At 54.6% G+C, this 16,881-nt stretch carries 15 protein-coding genes; 6 read left to right on the forward strand and 9 right to left on the reverse strand.

What is annotated here, in order from left to right; genetic code table 11:
• Complete coding sequence (locus AB9F29_RS04355) at positions 1–1,143, reverse strand: FAD-binding protein (RefSeq protein WP_369754729.1); 1,143 nt, start codon at positions 1,141–1,143, stop codon at positions 1–3.
• Positions 1,136–2,590 carry an FAD-linked oxidase C-terminal domain-containing protein gene (locus AB9F29_RS04360; protein WP_369754730.1) on the reverse strand — a complete coding sequence of 485 codons (1,455 nt, stop codon included), beginning with the start codon at positions 2,588–2,590 and terminating at the stop codon, positions 1,136–1,138. The genes AB9F29_RS04355 and AB9F29_RS04360 overlap by 8 nt, the downstream gene beginning before the upstream one ends.
• A gap of 89 nt (positions 2,591–2,679) precedes the next feature.
• On the opposite strand from AB9F29_RS04360, the gene AB9F29_RS04365 reads away from it, so the two are divergent.
• On the forward strand, positions 2,680–3,381 hold the full coding sequence (locus AB9F29_RS04365) for a DUF599 domain-containing protein (protein ID WP_039001957.1): 702 nt from the start codon (positions 2,680–2,682) through the stop codon (positions 3,379–3,381).
• Positions 3,378–3,728 carry a hypothetical protein gene (locus AB9F29_RS04370; RefSeq protein WP_369754731.1) on the forward strand — a complete coding sequence of 117 codons (351 nt, stop codon included), beginning with the start codon at positions 3,378–3,380 and terminating at the stop codon, positions 3,726–3,728. Before AB9F29_RS04365 ends, AB9F29_RS04370 begins: the two co-directional genes overlap by 4 nt.
• Here AB9F29_RS04370 and AB9F29_RS04375 read toward each other — a convergent pair whose 3' ends face one another.
• From AB9F29_RS04375 to AB9F29_RS04390, 4 genes are read right to left on the reverse strand one after another with little or no spacing between them, the layout of a single operon-like run.
• Positions 3,729–5,807, reverse strand: coding sequence for a hypothetical protein (locus AB9F29_RS04375; protein ID WP_369754732.1), 2,079 nt, complete (start codon positions 5,805–5,807; stop codon positions 3,729–3,731).
• A complete protein-coding gene (locus AB9F29_RS04380) occupies positions 5,808–8,621 on the reverse strand; it encodes a DUF4159 domain-containing protein (protein WP_369754733.1) in 2,814 nt (937 codons plus the stop codon).
• The gene (locus tag AB9F29_RS04385) at positions 8,621–9,499 is read right to left on the reverse strand and encodes a DUF58 domain-containing protein (protein ID WP_369754734.1); all 879 of its coding nucleotides are present in this window, start codon (positions 9,497–9,499) and stop codon (positions 8,621–8,623) included. The genes AB9F29_RS04380 and AB9F29_RS04385 overlap by 1 nt, the downstream gene beginning before the upstream one ends.
• Positions 9,496–10,503, reverse strand: a complete 1,008-nt coding sequence (locus tag AB9F29_RS04390; protein ID WP_369754735.1) for an AAA family ATPase — start codon at positions 10,501–10,503, stop codon at positions 9,496–9,498. Before AB9F29_RS04390 ends, AB9F29_RS04385 begins: the two co-directional genes overlap by 4 nt.
• Before the next feature lie 95 nt (positions 10,504–10,598).
• Between AB9F29_RS04390 and AB9F29_RS04395 the strand changes: the two genes are divergently transcribed.
• The 3 genes from AB9F29_RS04395 (at position 10,599) to AB9F29_RS04405 (ending at position 12,354) form a co-directional block, all read left to right on the forward strand.
• The gene (locus AB9F29_RS04395; RefSeq protein ID WP_369754918.1) at positions 10,599–11,201 is read left to right on the forward strand and encodes a DUF1285 domain-containing protein; all 603 of its coding nucleotides are present in this window, start codon (positions 10,599–10,601) and stop codon (positions 11,199–11,201) included.
• Positions 11,202–11,286: 85 nt separating this feature from the next.
• Entirely contained in the window at positions 11,287–11,664 is a 378-nt protein-coding gene (locus AB9F29_RS04400) for a VOC family protein (RefSeq protein WP_369754736.1), read from the forward strand.
• A complete protein-coding gene (locus AB9F29_RS04405) occupies positions 11,665–12,354 on the forward strand; it encodes a helix-turn-helix transcriptional regulator (protein ID WP_369754737.1) in 690 nt (229 codons plus the stop codon). It abuts the gene before it with no gap.
• On the opposite strand, the gene polA is transcribed toward AB9F29_RS04405, so the two are convergent.
• Positions 12,351–15,152 carry a DNA polymerase I gene (gene polA, locus AB9F29_RS04410; protein WP_369754738.1) on the reverse strand — a complete coding sequence of 934 codons (2,802 nt, stop codon included), beginning with the start codon at positions 15,150–15,152 and terminating at the stop codon, positions 12,351–12,353. The genes AB9F29_RS04405 and polA overlap by 4 nt on opposite strands.
• 118 nt (positions 15,153–15,270) lie before the next feature.
• Positions 15,271–15,450 (reverse strand): zinc-finger domain-containing protein, encoded by a 180-nt coding sequence (locus AB9F29_RS04415; protein ID WP_335586991.1) that lies wholly within the window; start codon positions 15,448–15,450, stop codon positions 15,271–15,273.
• 107 nt (positions 15,451–15,557) lie between these two features.
• Here AB9F29_RS04415 and AB9F29_RS04420 point away from each other — a divergent pair, with 107 nt between their 5' ends.
• The gene (locus AB9F29_RS04420; protein ID WP_369754739.1) at positions 15,558–16,484 is read left to right on the forward strand and encodes an ABC transporter ATP-binding protein; all 927 of its coding nucleotides are present in this window, start codon (positions 15,558–15,560) and stop codon (positions 16,482–16,484) included.
• A gap of 8 nt (positions 16,485–16,492) precedes the next feature.
• Here AB9F29_RS04420 and AB9F29_RS04425 read toward each other — a convergent pair whose 3' ends face one another.
• Positions 16,493–16,873, reverse strand: a complete 381-nt coding sequence (locus AB9F29_RS04425; RefSeq protein WP_335583678.1) for an HIT domain-containing protein — start codon at positions 16,871–16,873, stop codon at positions 16,493–16,495.
• Positions 16,874–16,881: the final 8 nt, after the last annotated feature.

Consider the following 16,881-nt stretch of genomic DNA (forward strand, 5'->3'; position numbering starts at 1 on the left):
CTATCCCATCAAACCTGGATTTAAGATCCCACGTGGATCAAACTTTTCGCGAAGCCCCACCGACAGCCGTTCAATCAAAGGATGCGCTGGGGCGAAGGTTGGGATATCGGCAACGGTGTCTTTCCCCGCGCGAATACGCGTGGCGTGCCCATCAAAAGCCCCCAGATCGACGCGAAGATCGTGCCCCTCGGTCGTAAGCGCCCAGATCAATCCGCCCGCCCAATCGAACAAGATTTTGCCGCCTGCGGCTTGCGCCAACCTTGGGGCATCGCTCGGAACACAGGAAATTTTCCAAACGTCACCCGCTTCATTGTGAAAGGGCGCGGCCTCGCTAATTCCTTGCCACGCAGCAGCGGTCCGTGTGGGGTCCGTTTGAACTGTGATGTCAGAACACCCTTTGAACATCTCGACCAAAGCTTGCGCCCGGTAAGCAACCGACGCGTGAAAACCTTCGACCCGTAGCGTTGTCGCAGCCTCGCCCTCCATACCCAAAGGCATATGGGCCGCACCAGACACTTCATAAGGCGATCCCATCGCGCGAGACATCACCGAAACCGCTTCGGAATTGATTAGACCTTTGATCAAAACCGTCGCGACAGCTTCGACTTGTGGCAAAACTTTAAGGGAAACTTCGCTCAGGATTCCCAATGTTCCATAACTGCCCGCCATCAGTTTAACCAAATCATAGCCCGTCACATTCTTCATAACACGGCCCCCGTTCTTAATAACATCGCCGCGCCCATCGACAAACCGAACCCCCAAAAGATGATCCCGACAGGCCCCAACCTGCACCCGCCGTGGGCCAGACACATTCGCGGCGACCACTCCGCCGATGGTCGACACACCTTGCGTTCCCAGCAGGCCACGTTGGTCCATCGGTTCAAAGGCCAGCCTTTGGTTTTCGGCGGCGAGTGCATTTTCGATTTCCAAAAGGGGCGTGCCAGATTTCGCGACCAAAGTAAGCGCACCTGGATCATAGAGCGTAATGCCGGAAAGCGCGGTAGTACTCACCACATCCTCCGCCTGAGTGGAGCCAAATCTGCGCGTATCCCCGCCTGTGATACGCATCGCACGGCTCGCATCCCGCACAATTTCGGCTAGCTCTTTTTCGGAACGCGGGCAATTGATTTGAGATTTAGTCATTGGGGATCAATTCCTTAGCAGCACGCCGGATTTCTGTTGTTGAAAGGGGAAACACTTTTGCCGCATTCAACAGCCACATTGGATCAAACACATCTTTGACTCGCAACTGTGCCTCCAAATCCGCTTCTGTGTATTGGTCCAACATCAAATCCCGCTTCTCTACGCCGACCCCGTGCTCGCCCGTCAAACAACCGCCAACCTCCACACAAAGCCGCAGAATATCCGCCCCCAAAGCCTCGCATTTTTCCAGATCCCCCGCTTTGTTTGCATCAAACAGGATCAGCGGGTGCATGTTGCCATCGCCTGCGTGAAAAACATTTGCCACATCAAGGCCGTAGCCAGCCGAGAGTTCGCGGATGCGCTTAAGAACGAGCGGCAACTCGGAAACAGGAATCGTGCCGTCCAAACACATATAGTCGTTGATTTGCCCCATTGCACCGAAGGCCGACTTACGGCCCAGCCAAATCGCGGCGCTTTCTTCGGCAGATTTGCTTTCACGAAAGTCGACGGGATTGTGGCGCATGGCAATCGCTTTGATCAGGTCAAGCTGGTGCGCGATTTCGGCATCGCTTCCCTCAACCTCGACAATCAAAAGCGCTTCGCAATCGGGGTAGCCCGCATGAGCAAAGGCTTCGCAAGCGCGAATGCAAGGGCGGTCCATAAACTCAATCGCGACGGGTAAGACCCCCGCCTTGATGATGTCGCTCACACAAGCGCCTGCGACCTCATTACTGTCGTAGCCGATCAACACGGGCCGCGCGCCTTCGGGTTTGGGAAGAATGCGCAGGGTGGCTTCGGTGACAACTCCAAGCTGCCCTTCGCTACCACAAATCACGCCCAATAAATCAAGCCCTGCGGCCCCCATATGGGCCCCACCAATATCGACAATTTCGCCCTCCATCGTCACCATTCGAACACCGAGCAGGTTGTTCGTCGTAACCCCATATTTCAGGCAATGCGCACCGCCAGAATTCATCGCAATATTGCCCGCAATCGCACAGGCAAGCTGGCTACTTGGATCGGGCGCATAAAAAAAATCGTTCTCCTCAACCGCACCGGATACGCTTAAATTGGTACGACCCGTTTGCACGCGGATAAAGCGATTGTCGTAGTCGGTTTCGAGTACTTCGTTCATGCGGGCCACGCCCAAAACAACGCAATCGGCGGTCGGAAGCGCACCTCCGGCAAGCGACGTCCCTGCCCCGCGCGGCACAACGGGAACGTTCTCTTGCGCGCATATCCTCAAAACGGCGGCGACTTCTTCGGTTGTCGTTGGCAAAACCACACACATCGGCGGACAACGGTAGGCCGTCAGCGCATCACACTCATAGGCGCGGGTTTCGATTTCATCGTGAATTACCGTGCCTGTGTGAAGAACGGCCTGCAGGAGCGAAACGATCTGCGATTTGCGATCTAGTACCTTCGCATCGGGGGTTGGCATTTCCATAATTTCACCTTGCATTTTTTAATTGGTAAGAAATTATAACCAATTTTTTGATCTAGCAACCCCCAATCGCGCGCGCTAATGTAACCGCCATGGAACTCCTTGCTAGATTTACATATTTTGACGTGATTGATGCCGTTGCGGTGGCATTTCTTCTGCTCAGCTGGACGTTTCTTGGTTGGAGGATTGAAAACCCGACCCCCAAAAATCCGTCCACATCTTCGCTTATGGCGAACTACCGCCGTGAATGGATGGTCCAATATGTGACGCGACAGCCACGGATTTTTGACGCGACAATCCTTGCAACTCTGCGCACAGGCACCACATTTTTTGCGTCGGCGTGTATGATTAGCATTGGTGGCGGGTTGGCGCTCATTGGAAATCAGGAGCACCTTCGTGGTCTCGCCAGCGATTTCTCCATCGAAAGTGCGCCCGCCATTGTATGGGAAATAAAAATCCTGCTTGTTTTGGTGATGCTCGCCAGTGCATTTCTCAACTTCGTATGGTCGCATCGATTGTTCGGATATGCGGCCGTGGTTATGGCCGCCGCGCCAAACGAAATTGAAGACCCAATGGCCCTCATTCGCGCGAAACAATCCGGTGAAATCAATATAACCGCTGCGCGAAGCTATAACCGTGGATTACGAACAGTTTACTACGCCTTGGCATGTTTGGCATGGATGTTGGGTGCATGGCCCCTTATTATATCCACTATTGTGACGAGTCTTGTCCTTTGGAGACGCGAATTTGCGTCCCATTCCCGGGCCGTCCTCCTTGAGGGTAAAATACCATGAAACGCCTTGTAGCCTTACTAGTATTCGTCGCGGCCCCTGCCTTCGCCGATCCGGCCGTTGTCAAACATGTGGTCGCGTCCCAGTCAGGCGCAAAATGGCGGTTTGACGTTTCTATTCTGCATCCGGATTCGGGGTGGGACCACTATGCGGACGGTTGGAAGATCATCGCTCCGGACGGCTCTATCCTTGGCCAACGTTCCCTCGCACATCCGCATGAAAACGAGCAGCCGTTCACGCGGTCCGTTACTGGAATCACCATTCCCGATGGGGTCACCCATGTCTTTATTCAGGCCAATTGTCTTACAGATGGCGAGACATCCGAGCCATACCGCTTTGATCTAAAATAGTTATCTGCGCCCCTCGCGCAGCCATGCGGCAATAGACACCATCGAGATCAATAGCAGCAAGATCCATGCGGGAACCAATGGGCTTACCGAAATTCCCGTGGTGACAAAAGCGCCGCGTGGGACGATTCCAATCCATCCAGCCCCCGATGCGTTCCGACCAGAACGCACAGTGCGGACGTCTGGCGTTCCGTCTTCCATGTTCAGTATCCCCCCCTTTGTCGGTACGATCAAGGGTGCAAGCACACGCGAGGTGGCCACGGTTTCCACAAACTCTCGCGGGGCGGCAGGCCCCATGCCGATCACAAACGAAAGCGCGCCTTGGGACAAGCGATAGAGCCCAAATTCTGTCCCGAAATAGGTTGTTTCAAAAAGCCCGGGGCGGGATTGAACAAGGGGGACTTCGACCTGACTGCCATCTGGAGCCGTGATCGTCACGAGATCTGGCGCAGGCGCGTCATCGCCACCCAAAGTCCTCCGAATGATCTTCATTTCCAAACCCACAGCGGAGGCCGATAGCGCCTCTTCCTCAAGCTCAGGCTCTTTCATCATCCAATGTGCCAAGCGGCGGAGGAGTTCCAGCTGAGGTCCGCCACCGTCAAAGCCACGATGCCAAAGCCAAGCATGGTCGCTCGCCAAAAGCGCGACGCGCCCTTCGCCAACCCGATCCAATTGCAGGAGGGGAGCGCCGTTTTTGCCAGACATCACCGTATGTCCGGATTTGGCTTCAAGCTCCACCATCCGCAACCACCGGCCCCATTCAGGCTCAGGTCCCGCTTGCAAACCTTCGGTCACGGGGTGCTTTTGCCCCGTTTCTGTCACTTTGGGGCGGAACTCTTCATCAAGAAGGCGTGCCGTGGGTTCGGCGGGTAGAATTTCGGACAAGGCCGAGAAATACAGGCTCTCGACCGAAGCGAAATCTGGCCCAGCCGCAAGCAGTACCGCACCGCCGCGACGCACATAATTGGCCACATTCTCCAGATAACTCGCGGGCAAAATACCGCGCCGCTTGTACCGATCAAAAATAATCAGGTCGAAATCATCAATTTTTTCGAGGAACAATTCGCGCGTCGGGAAAGCAATCAATGATAGCTCCGAGACGGGTACGCCATCTTGTTTCTCAGGCGGGCGCAGGATGGTAAAATGGACCAAATCGACAGAACTGTCTGATTTCAAAAGGTTTCGCCATGTACGCTCCCCCGGATGCGGCTCGCCAGAGACTAGCAAAACGCGCAAGCGATCCCGTACGCCATTGATTTGAAGTACAGCGGTATTATTGCGATCCGTGAGTTCCGTGTCAGCCATAGGAACGACAAATTGCACGACATTCAGGCCACCATGCGCTAGCGTCAGAGGCAGATCAAGTTCCTGCCCAATGGGAACCTCAAAACTTTGCGTCGGGCCGCCATCAATGGAGATCAAGAGCGGAGCATTTGGCCCCACATCCGGCGGAACGGCCCCTTGATCCTCTACCAAAACGGTAAGCATTACAGGCTCGCCAATGATGCCAAATCCGGGAGCTTTGGAGAGAACGAGGCGTCTGTCCCAATCGCCTTTTCGGCCGCTCAAAAGCGTATGGATTGGCGCGGGCCATGTCAGCTCATTCAGCGCGTCTTCCGTTGGAATATCATGCGCTTGACCATCACTCAGGATAACGATTCCCGCGACACGCGCCTGAGGGATTTCCGCGAGCGCCGCTGTGAGGGCCCCAAAAAGAGTGGTGCCGGAATCCGCCTCGCCATCGCCAAATGACACCTCGTGGATATCCGTATTAGGCAACGCCGCAAATTTTTGGCGCAAGGCGGCAAGCGCCGAAGCGTTTTGGGCCTCCCGATCTGAGAGGGACTGGCTGGAAGACTTATCCTGCAAAATAAGAACGATGTCCGACATTGCGTCTCGATCTTCGCTTTGCAGCGCGGGATTGAGGAGTGTGAGGAAGAGAACGGTCAGTGCAAACGACCGTAGAGGCCAGCCAAACAACCCGCGCCAATAGGAAAACCCGACGACGAAAACCGACGTCACAATCCCAAACAAAATGAGCGGCAGGGGCAGCAGGGGGTCAAAAAGAATGGTTTGCGTCATTTACTGCCCCAGTCGTTCGAGCAATTCAGGCACGTGGACCTGATCACTTTTGTAATTTCCGGTCAGGACGTGCATCATCAAATTCACCCCAAAACGATAGGCCATTTCGCGTTGCTCATCCCCCGCACGCCCGCGCCCAACGGTAAAGAGACGATTGCCATTAGGCGCAATCGCCCATGCCGCGGCCCAGTCATTGGCACCGATCACAACCGGCGTCACCCCGTCGTTTAAATTGCGAAACGGCATCCCCTCGGCGAGTTCCACGTCCGCAGGGGCGGCCTCGACCCAAACCGGCGGACCGACATATCGTCCCGCGGCTTCCTCCAACAGATAAAAGCTGCGATTCAAAACATGGTCAGATGGCACCTCTTCAAGGGGCGGGATATCGAGTTGGCGGGCAAACATACGCAGCTTTCGGGTATTTTCGGTGACCCTTTTGTACCTTTGCTCATCGGCATCGCGGGTATCAAACAGGATGAGGCCACCCTTTTGCAAATACCTGTTTAGACGGGCATAGGCGGCAGGTGATGGCAGGGTTTGGGTCGTGGTAATTGGCCAGTAAATCATCGGATAGAAGGACAATTCATCCTTTTCCAAATCAATAGCTATGGGATCAGCGGGTTCGATAGATGTGCGTTGAAAAAGCACCCTTCCAAGTCCCCATAGGCCCGCACGTGACACCTCGTCCACAGCTTCGTCGCCCGTAATAACATAAGCCATGACCGTTTCACTTGTCGCAGCAAAGGCCTTTTCATCAATGGTTAGTGGTTCAGTTTGAGAGGCTGTCTGGGCCCAGCTTTCGGCCCCAATACCCTGCACACAAAAGAGCGTCGCAAAAACCGCAATTGTGCTTGAAGTCCGCGTGCCGTGAAAGCGCCCAGACACCCAAAGCGATGCAATGACGTCAAGAAGCAATGCAACCAAAGACAGCCCCAAAAGCACGCCTTTCAAGGAGCGCTCTTCCACCGATCCGCCACGATCAACGGGAATTGCGGAGGGCCAAACTTGCGGCTGAAGGGTTTGATCTTGTGCGATAGTATTGCGCGCGATTTGACGCTTATCACTAACATATAGCCCCGGTGGAAGGGCGGCAGAAACCAGCGCGGATGCCAGTATTTCGCCCTTAATTCCAGCAAGCGTACTTGGAGGCGGGATTAGTTGCCCAAAACCATCCAGCACCTTGACGGGGGACCAAATTGTACCCGCCAAGTCTTCCTCGGTAGGGCGCGAAGCCTGTGACGAAATCGCCAGTCGCTCCATCATTTGGACAAACAAACCTGAAATTGGCAAGCTGGACCATTGCGCGCTGGCGGTCACATGGAACAACACAACTTGCCCATCACCCAATTCCTTGCGTGTTACCAACGGTGTGCCATCTTCAAGGCTGGCTAAAACGCGCGAGGCAAGAGAAGGGTCGGGTTCTGCGACCACCTGTGAATTGACCACAACATCACTTGGTATTTTTAGGCCAAAGAAAGGGGAAGCCGTGGGAAATTCCTTGAGACCACGCGGCTCGCCCCAACTCATGGCCCCACCGATACTACGCCCACCAACCCGTAGTCGCACTGGCATAAGCGGGTCTTCGGAACTGCGGCTCACGTCACTCGCAGCAAGGCGCGGCCCCGCAAAACGCACGAGCAATCCGCCGTCTTTCACCCAGCCTTCAAGGGCCGCGCTATCGCCTTCGGAAAGCTGGGCCACATCGGCCAAAATCACCACATCGGGTCGCGCCAAAAGGGTTTCGGCAATAAGGCCGTCGACCAGATCGGCCGTGGGCACCAAAGCCTGTCGCAAATAATGGAGCGGATCAAGAAGCGCGAGCGCTTCATCTTCGCTTCCGGACGAAAACAACGCAACCTCGCGACGCTTCAACGCTTCATCGGTCAAAACGACTGCTCCCGCAGAAACATGGCCAGCGATGCTAAACTGAGTGATCCGATTGCGTATTTCTGGTGGCATATCAAACCGTGTTTCGCTCGTGGTTTGCCCCGCCTCAAAATACGCCAAAGACTGGGCCAAAACACGCGTCGTTCCCGACGGATCAGGGCCAATTGCATTCACTTGAATTTCCAAGTCAGAAGCGCTGATTTTACGCAAAATAGGCACCAAAACTTCGCCCGTTTCAAAGCTTACAGGCCCAAGAGCCAAGGTTTGATGCGCCCCCTCATAAACACGCACAGGTCCAACATCTTCAAGGCTTGCAAGAAGCGCCCCGCGCCCTGCCCGTTCCAATCCATCCGACATCCAAAGCACGGACATCGGCGTCGATTGTTGCGCCGCAAACGCATCAACCAAAGCGATAGCCGAGTCATCATCCGGAAACCATGGGCGCGGAGCCATGGACGGCAATTGGGTCAAAACATTCTCGGCGGATTCAAGCAAAAGCGGAGTGGTGGGCACATCCGTCAGGGGCAAAAATGCCACCAAATTTCCGTTCCTTGCGGCGTCTTTTAGGACCAACTGCAAACGATCTTGGTGCGATGACCATCCGGGAGCCGACGCCCAACTTGCATCCGCGACAATCAACAGATTGCGGTTTTCTCCCGGCTCGGAGGATTGAGGGTTGAGCAATGGACCTGCAAAGGCAATGATGGCAGCCGCCAGAGCAAAAATGCGCAGTACGAGCAACCACCAAGGGGTTCTATCCGTTTGATTTTCATCATCTTTCAAGCCGAGCAACAGACCTACTGCTGGGAACTTCCGGATCACAGGAGCAGGCGGTACAGCGCGCAAAAGCCACCATAAAATGGGCAAGAAAACCAGCGCGAGCAAAAAGGCGGGCTGTGCAAAGCCAAGAGGACCAAGCGTAAACATCAACGCCCCACACTTAGCGCAGAATAGAGCCACAAAAGGGCGGGAAGCGGCGCGCTATCGCTTTGATGAACGGCGAATTGCCACCCCGAGCTTCGCGCCAAATCTCGCAACACCGCCTGCCGCTCAGCGAGCCGATCATGGTAGCGCGCCTTAAGCCCCCGCGCTTTCAGAGTTTCATGTCGAATCGCGCCCGTCGGACTTTCAAAAACATTGCGCCCTTCAAACGGGAACGCGATTTCCTGCGGATCAAGAACCTGCACAATCGCACCGCGCACGCCTTGCCCTTGCGCCGAATTCAACAGCTCCCGAAGGGCTTTCGTGTCGCCAAGAAAATCTGAAATCAGCACGACTTGCGTGTTCTTTGGCAGAGTGCTTCGCATGGGAGCGCCGAATTCGACGTCGTCCGCCATTTTCTCAAGCTCCTGCGCCAAATGCGTTAGGCCACCGCGACTTGCGCTAGCGGGGGTTGGGTCGCCAAGAAGGGCAGTTTTTTCTCCGCCTCGGTGCAAAAGAACCGCAATTGCGAGCGTAAGAAGCTGTGCGCGAAAGGCTTTGGTCGCGTGTTGTGGTGAGGACGAAAACCGCATGCTTTGCGACGTATCGGCCCATAATGTGACCGTTTGCATCGCCTGCCATTCCTTTTGTCGGATGAAATGTACATCCGAACGTGCCGAGCGACGCCAATCAATATCCCGCAGGGAATCCCCTGCAACCGCTTGGCGGTATTGCCAAAATTCGTCACCCACCCCACTACGCCGCCGCCCGTGTTCGCCTGTTTGCACTGATGCCGCCAATTGATTGGCAGCCGCTAGCAATCCAGGAAGCGCTGAGGCAAGTCCTTCGGCCCGTTCGCGTATGGGAGCGGACGTAGAAATCATGCAGCCGCCTTAACGCGCGTAACTTCTGCGCAAGCTTTGGCAATAATGTCGGGAAGCGTTTCGCCCTGTGCGCGCGCCGCAAAGCTTAACGCCATGCGATGCGACAATACGGGTTCCGCCAATTGCATCACATCATCGATATTGGGCGCAAGCCGCCCCGCCAAAAGGGCTTTTGCACGAACGGTCATCATGAGCGCTTGCGCCGCACGCGGACCTGGCCCCCACGCCACGGTTTCGCGAATAAAGTCTGGGGAGGTTTCGTCCTCTGGACGACAGGTACGCACCAAATCAAGGATCATATCCACGACCTGTTCGCCGACAGGCATGCGCCGAAGCACCTGTTGAGCGGCTAGCAATTCGGCAGCAGTAAAGACCTCATGCACCTGTGCATCCTGCGTGCCGGTTGTCGCCAAAACGATCGCTCGTTCCGTGGCACGGTCGGGATAACTCACGTTGATTTGCACCAAAAACCGGTCGAGCTGCGCCTCTGGAAGCGGATATGTCCCCTCCTGCTCAATCGGGTTCTGTGTAGCCAAAACATGGAACGGCTCGCCAAGGCTGCGCTCCTCGCCCGCGATGGTGACAACATGTTCCTGCATGGCCTGAAGCAATGCGGATTGCGTGCGTGGGCTGGCGCGGTTGATCTCGTCGGCCATCAAAAGCTGGCAAAAAATTGGACCGGGAACAAACTTAAACGCCCGCTTCCCGTCCGTGTCCGTATCTAAAATCTCAGACCCCAAAATATCCGCAGGCATCAAATCCGGCGTAAACTGAATCCGGTTCCCCGAAAGGCCCATAACCGTCGATAACGTGTCCACCAATCGGGTTTTTCCCAGGCCTGGCAAACCAACGAGCAACGCATGCCCGCCGCACAGGAGGGCAGACAACGCGAGGTCGACAACACCTTCCTGCCCGATGAACTTCTGGGTTAGACTGGCCTTGGCCGCGGCCAGTTTTTCGCTCAAGAGTTCGATCTCTGCGACCAGATTTTCCGTTTCGGGCATGGATTACCTCCGTTTTCAAATATAAGCTGCATTAAAGTCGTTAATCCTGCGAGGTACAAATGACAAAAGCGAATTCAGATGAAAAGATCGTGAAAATGCCGTCAAATCCAGCGGATTCTAGCCCAGAAAAATCTGAGCTGCCAACGAGCATCATCAGCGCGGCAAAACAGGCCACCAAAAGGGGGCCAGCGCCCGTTCATTTGTGGAACCCGCCGTTCTGTGGTGACCTAGATATGCGGATCGCGCGCGATGGGACTTGGTTTTATCTCGGTTCCCCCATCGGGCGTAAGGGTTTGGTCAAACTTTTCTCCTCCATCTTGCGCAAGGACGGTGAGGATTATTTCCTTGTGACGCCCGTTGAAAAAGTGGGCATCAAAGTGGACGACGCGCCTTTTGTTGCGATCGATTTCAACGCCGAGGGAACAGGCGCAGAGCAATCCCTCACGTTCACAACCCATGTTGGCGACGACGTGACCGCAGGACCCGATCATCCGATTCGCGTCACCATTGATCCTGACAGCGGCGAACCCGCGCCTTATGTTTTGGTGCGCGCCAATCTTGAAGCCCTGATCGATAGAAAAAGTTTTTACCGACTCGTCGATATTGGCGGCACACAAGACATTGAAGGCACGCCGTTTTTCGGCATTTGGTCGGGAGGGGTGTTTTTCCCAATCCTCGCCCAAAGCAAATTAGTTTGAATAACGCGCAAGGTTCCTGACATAATGCTGTCAGGAGGGGTATGTGAAAAGGGTCCTACGAACACTTTCTCAAAGGAACATATTCATGTCTAATTCTCCTAAACACTCGGTCGTCTGGGCCGAAATTCCCGTTACCAATCTTGAAGCGGGGCGCAAATTTTACAGTGCTGTCCTCGATACTCCGCTGAAAATCGAAGAATTCGGTGGCGGGGAAATCATCTTCTTTCCTATGCAAGACCAAGCCGCCATTGCGGGCCATATTTATGCAGGCACTCCCGCGCCAACAGGCACCGGGCCAACAGTACATTTAGCAATCTACGGCAACCTTGAAGCCGCGATCACACGGGCCAAAGACGCGGGCGCGACCCTGGTGCGCGAGCCTGTGACCATCCCTTCGGGGCGCTTCCAATATATCGCGGACCCAGATGGAAATTCCATCGGCCTCTTTGAAGTGGCGACCTAATTGCGAAGAGCCGACCGCCTCTTTCAGATCGTGCAATATCTGCGCGGCGGTCGGCTCCTTACGGCCCGCATTTTGGCGGATCGGCTAGAGGTAAGCGAACGGACAATCTATCGCGACATCGCGGATTTGATCGGATCGGGGGTGCCGATTGATGGCGAGGCTGGCGTTGGGTATTTGATGCGGGAAGGCTATGATCTGCCGCCGCTGATGTTCAATCGCAAAGAAATCACCGCACTGGTTGCGGGCGCGCGTATGTTACGCGCTTGGGGAGGGTCGGACATGGCCCTCGCCGCCCAAGAAGCCCTTGTGAAAATCGAAGCCGTTCTCCCTGAGGAAGCCCGAAAAAATGTAGCCAAGGTTCAGATTTTCGCACCCAACCGACATTGGTTTTCCGATGCGGAACGAAAAGTCATCGACCAAATTGAATCCGCCGTGGATCGCCAACAAATGCTCCTCATTCACTACGAAAAGGGCGACGGCACCAAAAGCGAACGCCACGTCCGTCCGCTTGGACTTTGGTTTTGGGGCAAGGTTTGGACCTTGGTCGGATGGTGTGAGTTACGGAATGATTTCCGTATGTTCCGCCTTGATCGTATGAACTCCCTCACCGAGACAGGCCCGTTTGAACATTGCGTGGGCAAGCGACTCGTGGATTTTTACGCCCTCGAAAACCACCGCCCAACCCTTTAGTGTGCCCGCGCCCAATTCGCGCCGCGCCCCGCATCCACAGTCAATGGCACATCCAGTTTTACAACTGGCATTGCCGCGTTTTCCATGATGTTGCGGACAACTTCGATCGTTTCGTCAACGGCACTATCTTCGACCTCGAAGATCAATTCGTCATGCACCTGAAGGAGCATTTTGGCGGGCAGGTCCTTGATCGCCGCCGGCATCCGGATCATCGCGCGACGAATAATATCCGCTGCCGTCCCCTGAATGGGCGCATTGATCGCGGCGCGTTTGGCAAACCCCGCCTGTGGCCCTTTGGCGTTGATTTCAGGCGTGTTGATTTTGCGGCCAAAGAGGGTCGCGACATAGCCGTGATCGCGCGCGAACTGCACGGTATCGTCCATATAGGCCCGAATTCCGGGGAAGCGCTCAAAATAACGGTCAATAAAGCCCTGCGCTTCTTTGCGCGGAATCCGCAGGTTTCGCGCCAATCCAAAACCTGAAATTCCGTAAATCACCCCAAAGTTGATGCCCTTGGCTTGGCGGCGAATTTCGGGCGTCATTTCATCAAGCGGTACATCAAACATTTCGCTCGCGGTCATCGCATGAATATCGTGCCCATCGCGGAACGCCTGTTTCAGGCTTTCGATGTTCGCCACATGGGCCAGAATGCGCAACTCAATTTGGCTGTAATCAAGGCTCACGAGGGTTTTGCCTTCATCGGCAATAAAGGCCTCGCGAATGCGCCGCCCTTCCTCGCTTCGAACAGGAATATTTTGCAAGTTTGGATCGGTCGATGCCAAGCGCCCTGTGATGGCACCGGCGATGGAATAGGACGTGTGCACACGCCCCGTATCTGGATTGATATGGGTCTGAAGGGCGTCCGTATATGTGGATTTAAGTTTGCTTAACTGCCGCCAATCCAAAACGCGGGCGGGTAGATCATGCCCTTCGGCAGCGAGGTCCTCAAGGATATCTGCGCCCGTCGCATAGGCGCCGGTTTTGCCCTTTTTTCCACCCTCAAGGGCCATCTTGTCGAACAGGATTTCCCCAAGCTGTTTAGGGGATCCGACGTTGAAACTTTGGCCCGCAATCTCGTGAATTTCGGCCTCTAGGCCCGCCATTTTCTGGGCAAAGGCGTTGGACATCCGCGACAGGGTATCCCGATCTACTTTGATCCCGTACATTTCCATTTCTGCCAGCACAGGAACGAGCGGACGTTCAAGCGTTTCGTAAACCGTTGTCACCTGTTTCTGGTGCAACTGTGGCTTGAATATTTGCCACAAACGCAGAGTAATATCAGCATCTTCGGCGGCGTATTTTACGGCTTCGTCTACGGGCACTTGATCAAAGGTGATCGCGGATTTTCCGCTTCCAAGCAAAGATTTAATCGGAATCGGCGTGTGATCAAGATAGCGTTCGCTCAACGTATCCATGCCGTGATTATGCAAGCCCGCGTTCATTGCATAGGACATCAACATCGTGTCATCGATCGGCGCGACCGAAACGCCATAGCGTTTGAAAATCTTGGCGTCGTATTTCATATTCTGGCCGATTTTTAGAATCGACGGGTCTTCGAGCATCGGTTTGAGCATATCAAGCGCCGCCTGAAGCGCCATTTGTCCATCGGCCAACGTGTTGGTTGCAAAAAGGTCTTCGCCAGCATCTGCGCGATGCGCGAGCGGAATATAACAGGCCTCGCCTGCCTCAATGCACAGCGATATGCCGACCAAATCAACGATCATATCATTCAGACCCGTGGTCTCGGTATCCACCGCAACCCAGCCCCGCCGATACGCCGCGTCGATCCATTTTTGCAACCCAGCGGCGTCGCGCACACATTCGTATTTTTCGGGATCAATCGCCACGGTCGGTAAGGCTGTGGGCGCACTGGCCCCGCTGATTTCCACAACGATTGGGGCCGCGACACCCATTTTATCGGCTACCCGCTTCGTGAGTGTGCGGAATTCCATCTCATTGAGGAAAGCCAATAGTGTTTCGGCTTCAGGCTCGCGAATCTCAAGGCTTTCGAGCGTGAAGTCCAAATCCATATGCGTGTCGAGCTTCACAAGGGAGCGCGAAACGCGGATGAGTGCTTCGTTGTTGAGAAGGCTTTCGCGTCGCTTGGGTTGTTTGATTTCACCAGCCCGCGCCAAAAGACTTTCCAGATCGCCATATTCGTTGATCAAAAGCGCCGCCGTTTTGAGGCCAATTCCGGGCGCGCCGGGCACGTTATCAACGCTATCTCCCGCCAAAGCCTGAACATCGACAACGCGCTCGGGACCAACGCCGAATTTATCGAAAACACCTTCACGATCGATGCGCTTGCCTTTCATGACGTCGAGCATTTCGACCCCGCCACCGACGAGTTGCATCATGTCTTTGTCGCTCGAAATAATCGTGCAGCGCCCCCCTGCCTCATCCGCTTGGCGGGCAAGGGTCGCGATTATATCGTCCGCTTCAAAGCCCTCAACCTCGATACAGGCAATGTTAAACGCGCGGGTTGCATCGCGGGTTAGAGGAAACTGCGGGCGGAGATCTTCGGGCGCCGGAGGGCGGTTGGCTTTGTATAAATCATAGAGATCATTGCGAAAAGTTTTTCCAGAGTGATCAAAAATGACGGCAACATGCGTCGGCGCGTCTGATCCTTTGTTGTCCTCAACTTGCTTATACAACATGTTGCAAAATCCGGCGACGGCCCCGATGGGCAATCCGTCAGACTTGCGCGTTAGCGGAGGCAAGGCATGGTACGCGCGGAAAATGAACGCCGAGCCATCGATCAAATGTAGATGACAGCCTTTGCCAAATGAGGTCTCCATAGCGCGCCCTTTTCGATTTTTATGTGCGACAACCTTCGCATATCACTCAGGTCTTCACCACCCAAATGCTGCGCAATTTGGGGCTTCCTGAAGGAATTTTAATCTACCTGCAAAGAATTTAGGTGTCGGCCGAGCCGCCCTTGAGGATGATCTTTTTGTCGCAATAGCCACACTCAACAAACCCTGTTTCTTCGGGGATAAAAAGCCATACGCGGGGGTGTCCCAGCGCGCCTTCGCCTCCATCACAGGCCACACGGCTTTGCTCTACAATAACGATTTCAGGGGCTTCTATGGTCATGATGGCTCCGTTTAGCTTGTCGAAGACGGTCTTCGGGCTTAAGTCTGCTGCATGATAGCGATCCACACCCTCGGGGCAAGATCGAAAACCGATGCGGGATGATGGAAATGGTTGAGAATGCTTTAGAAATTACTGGCCTGAAAAAGACCTATGCTGCGCAGCGCAATCAAGCGCCCAAAGTCGCCTTGAAAGGGATTGATCTCGCGATCCCCAAAGGCAGTATTTTTGGACTGTTGGGGCCAAATGGTGCGGGAAAATCAACGCTTATTAATATTCTAGCGGGGCTTGTGGTGAAATCCGCAGGGAACGTCAAAATTTGGGGGTTTGATCAGGACATCAACCCCCGTCAATCCCGCGCCTCTATTGGGGTGATGCCGCAAGAACTCAACATGGACCCGTTTTTTTCGCCGCGCGAAGCCCTTGAGGTACAGGCTGGATTATATGGTGTTCCGAAATCCAAACGCAAAAGCGACGAAATCCTTGAAATGATTGGCCTTACTGACAAGGCAGACGCCTATGCGCGGTCGCTTTCGGGCGGTATGAAGCGGCGTCTTTTGCTGGGCAAAGCCCTCGTACATCATCCCGATATTTTGGTTTTGGACGAGCCGACCGCTGGCGTGGATATCGAAATCCGCCAGATGCTATGGGACAACGTGCGCAAGTTGAACCAGCAGGGCATGACGATCATCTTGACGACCCACTACCTCGAAGAAGCCGAGGAAATGTGCGACGAGATCGGCATTATTAACCATGGCGAGTTAATCGTCCGCGAAGATACAAAAACTATGGTGGGCCGTTTGGATACCAAAACACTGGTCATTGTACCAGATCGCCCAGCCGCAGAATACACGCCTCCCAAAGACACGACACTAACACGCCGCGCCGATGGCTCGCTCGCGATCAGTTACAAAAGCACCACTACTTCGGCGAGTGAAATCCTCGACTCGCTCCGCGACGCAAACATCACCATTCGTGATGTCCGCACCGAAGAGCCTGATCTTGAGGACGCATTTTTGGCCTTAACGGCAAAATAACTGTAACTTTAAGCAGGATTTAGCATGCGACCAAGGGGACGGCCGGCGAGGATATGCATGTGCATATGCGGCACCTCTTGGATTGCGGCTTCGCCTGAATTGGCGATCAAGCGATACCCATTGCCACCCTCGCCTGGCTGCACCTTGAGCATTTCGCAAAGAGTGCCGATTGTGCGGTTAAAATCCAAAATCTCAGCATCACTCGCATTCATTGCGAAGTGATCAAAATTCACATACGGCCCCTTAGGTATTACCAAAACATGGTCGGGGGCTTGGGGCGTAATATCGCGAAATGCCAACGTGTGGTCAGTTTCCAAAACAGTAGCATTCGGAATTTCCCCTCGGAGGATCTTGGCGAAAATGTTTTCGGAATCATAGAGATAGGCCATAGGGGCAT

It is taken from the genome of Falsihalocynthiibacter sp. S25ZX9 (genome assembly GCF_041205405.1).
In the GTDB taxonomy this organism is placed as follows: Bacteria; Pseudomonadota; Alphaproteobacteria; order Rhodobacterales; family Rhodobacteraceae; genus Falsihalocynthiibacter; species Falsihalocynthiibacter arcticus.

What these genes read in the sequence shown, in the direction of transcription:
- AB9F29_RS04355 (WP_369754729.1), bottom strand. Translation starts at nt 1,143, where the DNA reads ATGACTAAATCTCAAATCAATTGCCCGCGTTCCGAAAAAGAGCTAGCC.
- AB9F29_RS04360 (WP_369754730.1), bottom strand. Translation starts at nt 2,590, where the DNA reads ATGGAAATGCCAACCCCCGATGCGAAGGTACTAGATCGCAAATCGCAG.
- AB9F29_RS04365 (WP_039001957.1), top strand. Translation starts at nt 2,680, where the DNA reads ATGGAACTCCTTGCTAGATTTACATATTTTGACGTGATTGATGCCGTT.
- AB9F29_RS04370 (WP_369754731.1), top strand. Translation starts at nt 3,378, where the DNA reads ATGAAACGCCTTGTAGCCTTACTAGTATTCGTCGCGGCCCCTGCCTTC.
- AB9F29_RS04375 (WP_369754732.1), bottom strand. Translation starts at nt 5,807, where the DNA reads ATGACGCAAACCATTCTTTTTGACCCCCTGCTGCCCCTGCCGCTCATT.
- AB9F29_RS04380 (WP_369754733.1), bottom strand. Translation starts at nt 8,621, where the DNA reads ATGTTTACGCTTGGTCCTCTTGGCTTTGCACAGCCCGCCTTTTTGCTC.
- AB9F29_RS04385 (WP_369754734.1), bottom strand. Translation starts at nt 9,499, where the DNA reads ATGATTTCTACGTCCGCTCCCATACGCGAACGGGCCGAAGGACTTGCC.
- AB9F29_RS04390 (WP_369754735.1), bottom strand. Translation starts at nt 10,503, where the DNA reads ATGCCCGAAACGGAAAATCTGGTCGCAGAGATCGAACTCTTGAGCGAA.
- AB9F29_RS04395 (WP_369754918.1), top strand. Translation starts at nt 10,599, where the DNA reads ATGCCGTCAAATCCAGCGGATTCTAGCCCAGAAAAATCTGAGCTGCCA.
- AB9F29_RS04400 (WP_369754736.1), top strand. Translation starts at nt 11,287, where the DNA reads ATGTCTAATTCTCCTAAACACTCGGTCGTCTGGGCCGAAATTCCCGTT.
- polA (WP_369754738.1), bottom strand. Translation starts at nt 15,152, where the DNA reads ATGGAGACCTCATTTGGCAAAGGCTGTCATCTACATTTGATCGATGGC.
- AB9F29_RS04415 (WP_335586991.1), bottom strand. Translation starts at nt 15,450, where the DNA reads ATGACCATAGAAGCCCCTGAAATCGTTATTGTAGAGCAAAGCCGTGTG.
- AB9F29_RS04420 (WP_369754739.1), top strand. Translation starts at nt 15,558, where the DNA reads ATGGTTGAGAATGCTTTAGAAATTACTGGCCTGAAAAAGACCTATGCT.
- AB9F29_RS04425 (WP_335583678.1), bottom strand. Translation starts at nt 16,873, where the DNA reads ATGGCCTATCTCTATGATTCCGAAAACATTTTCGCCAAGATCCTCCGA.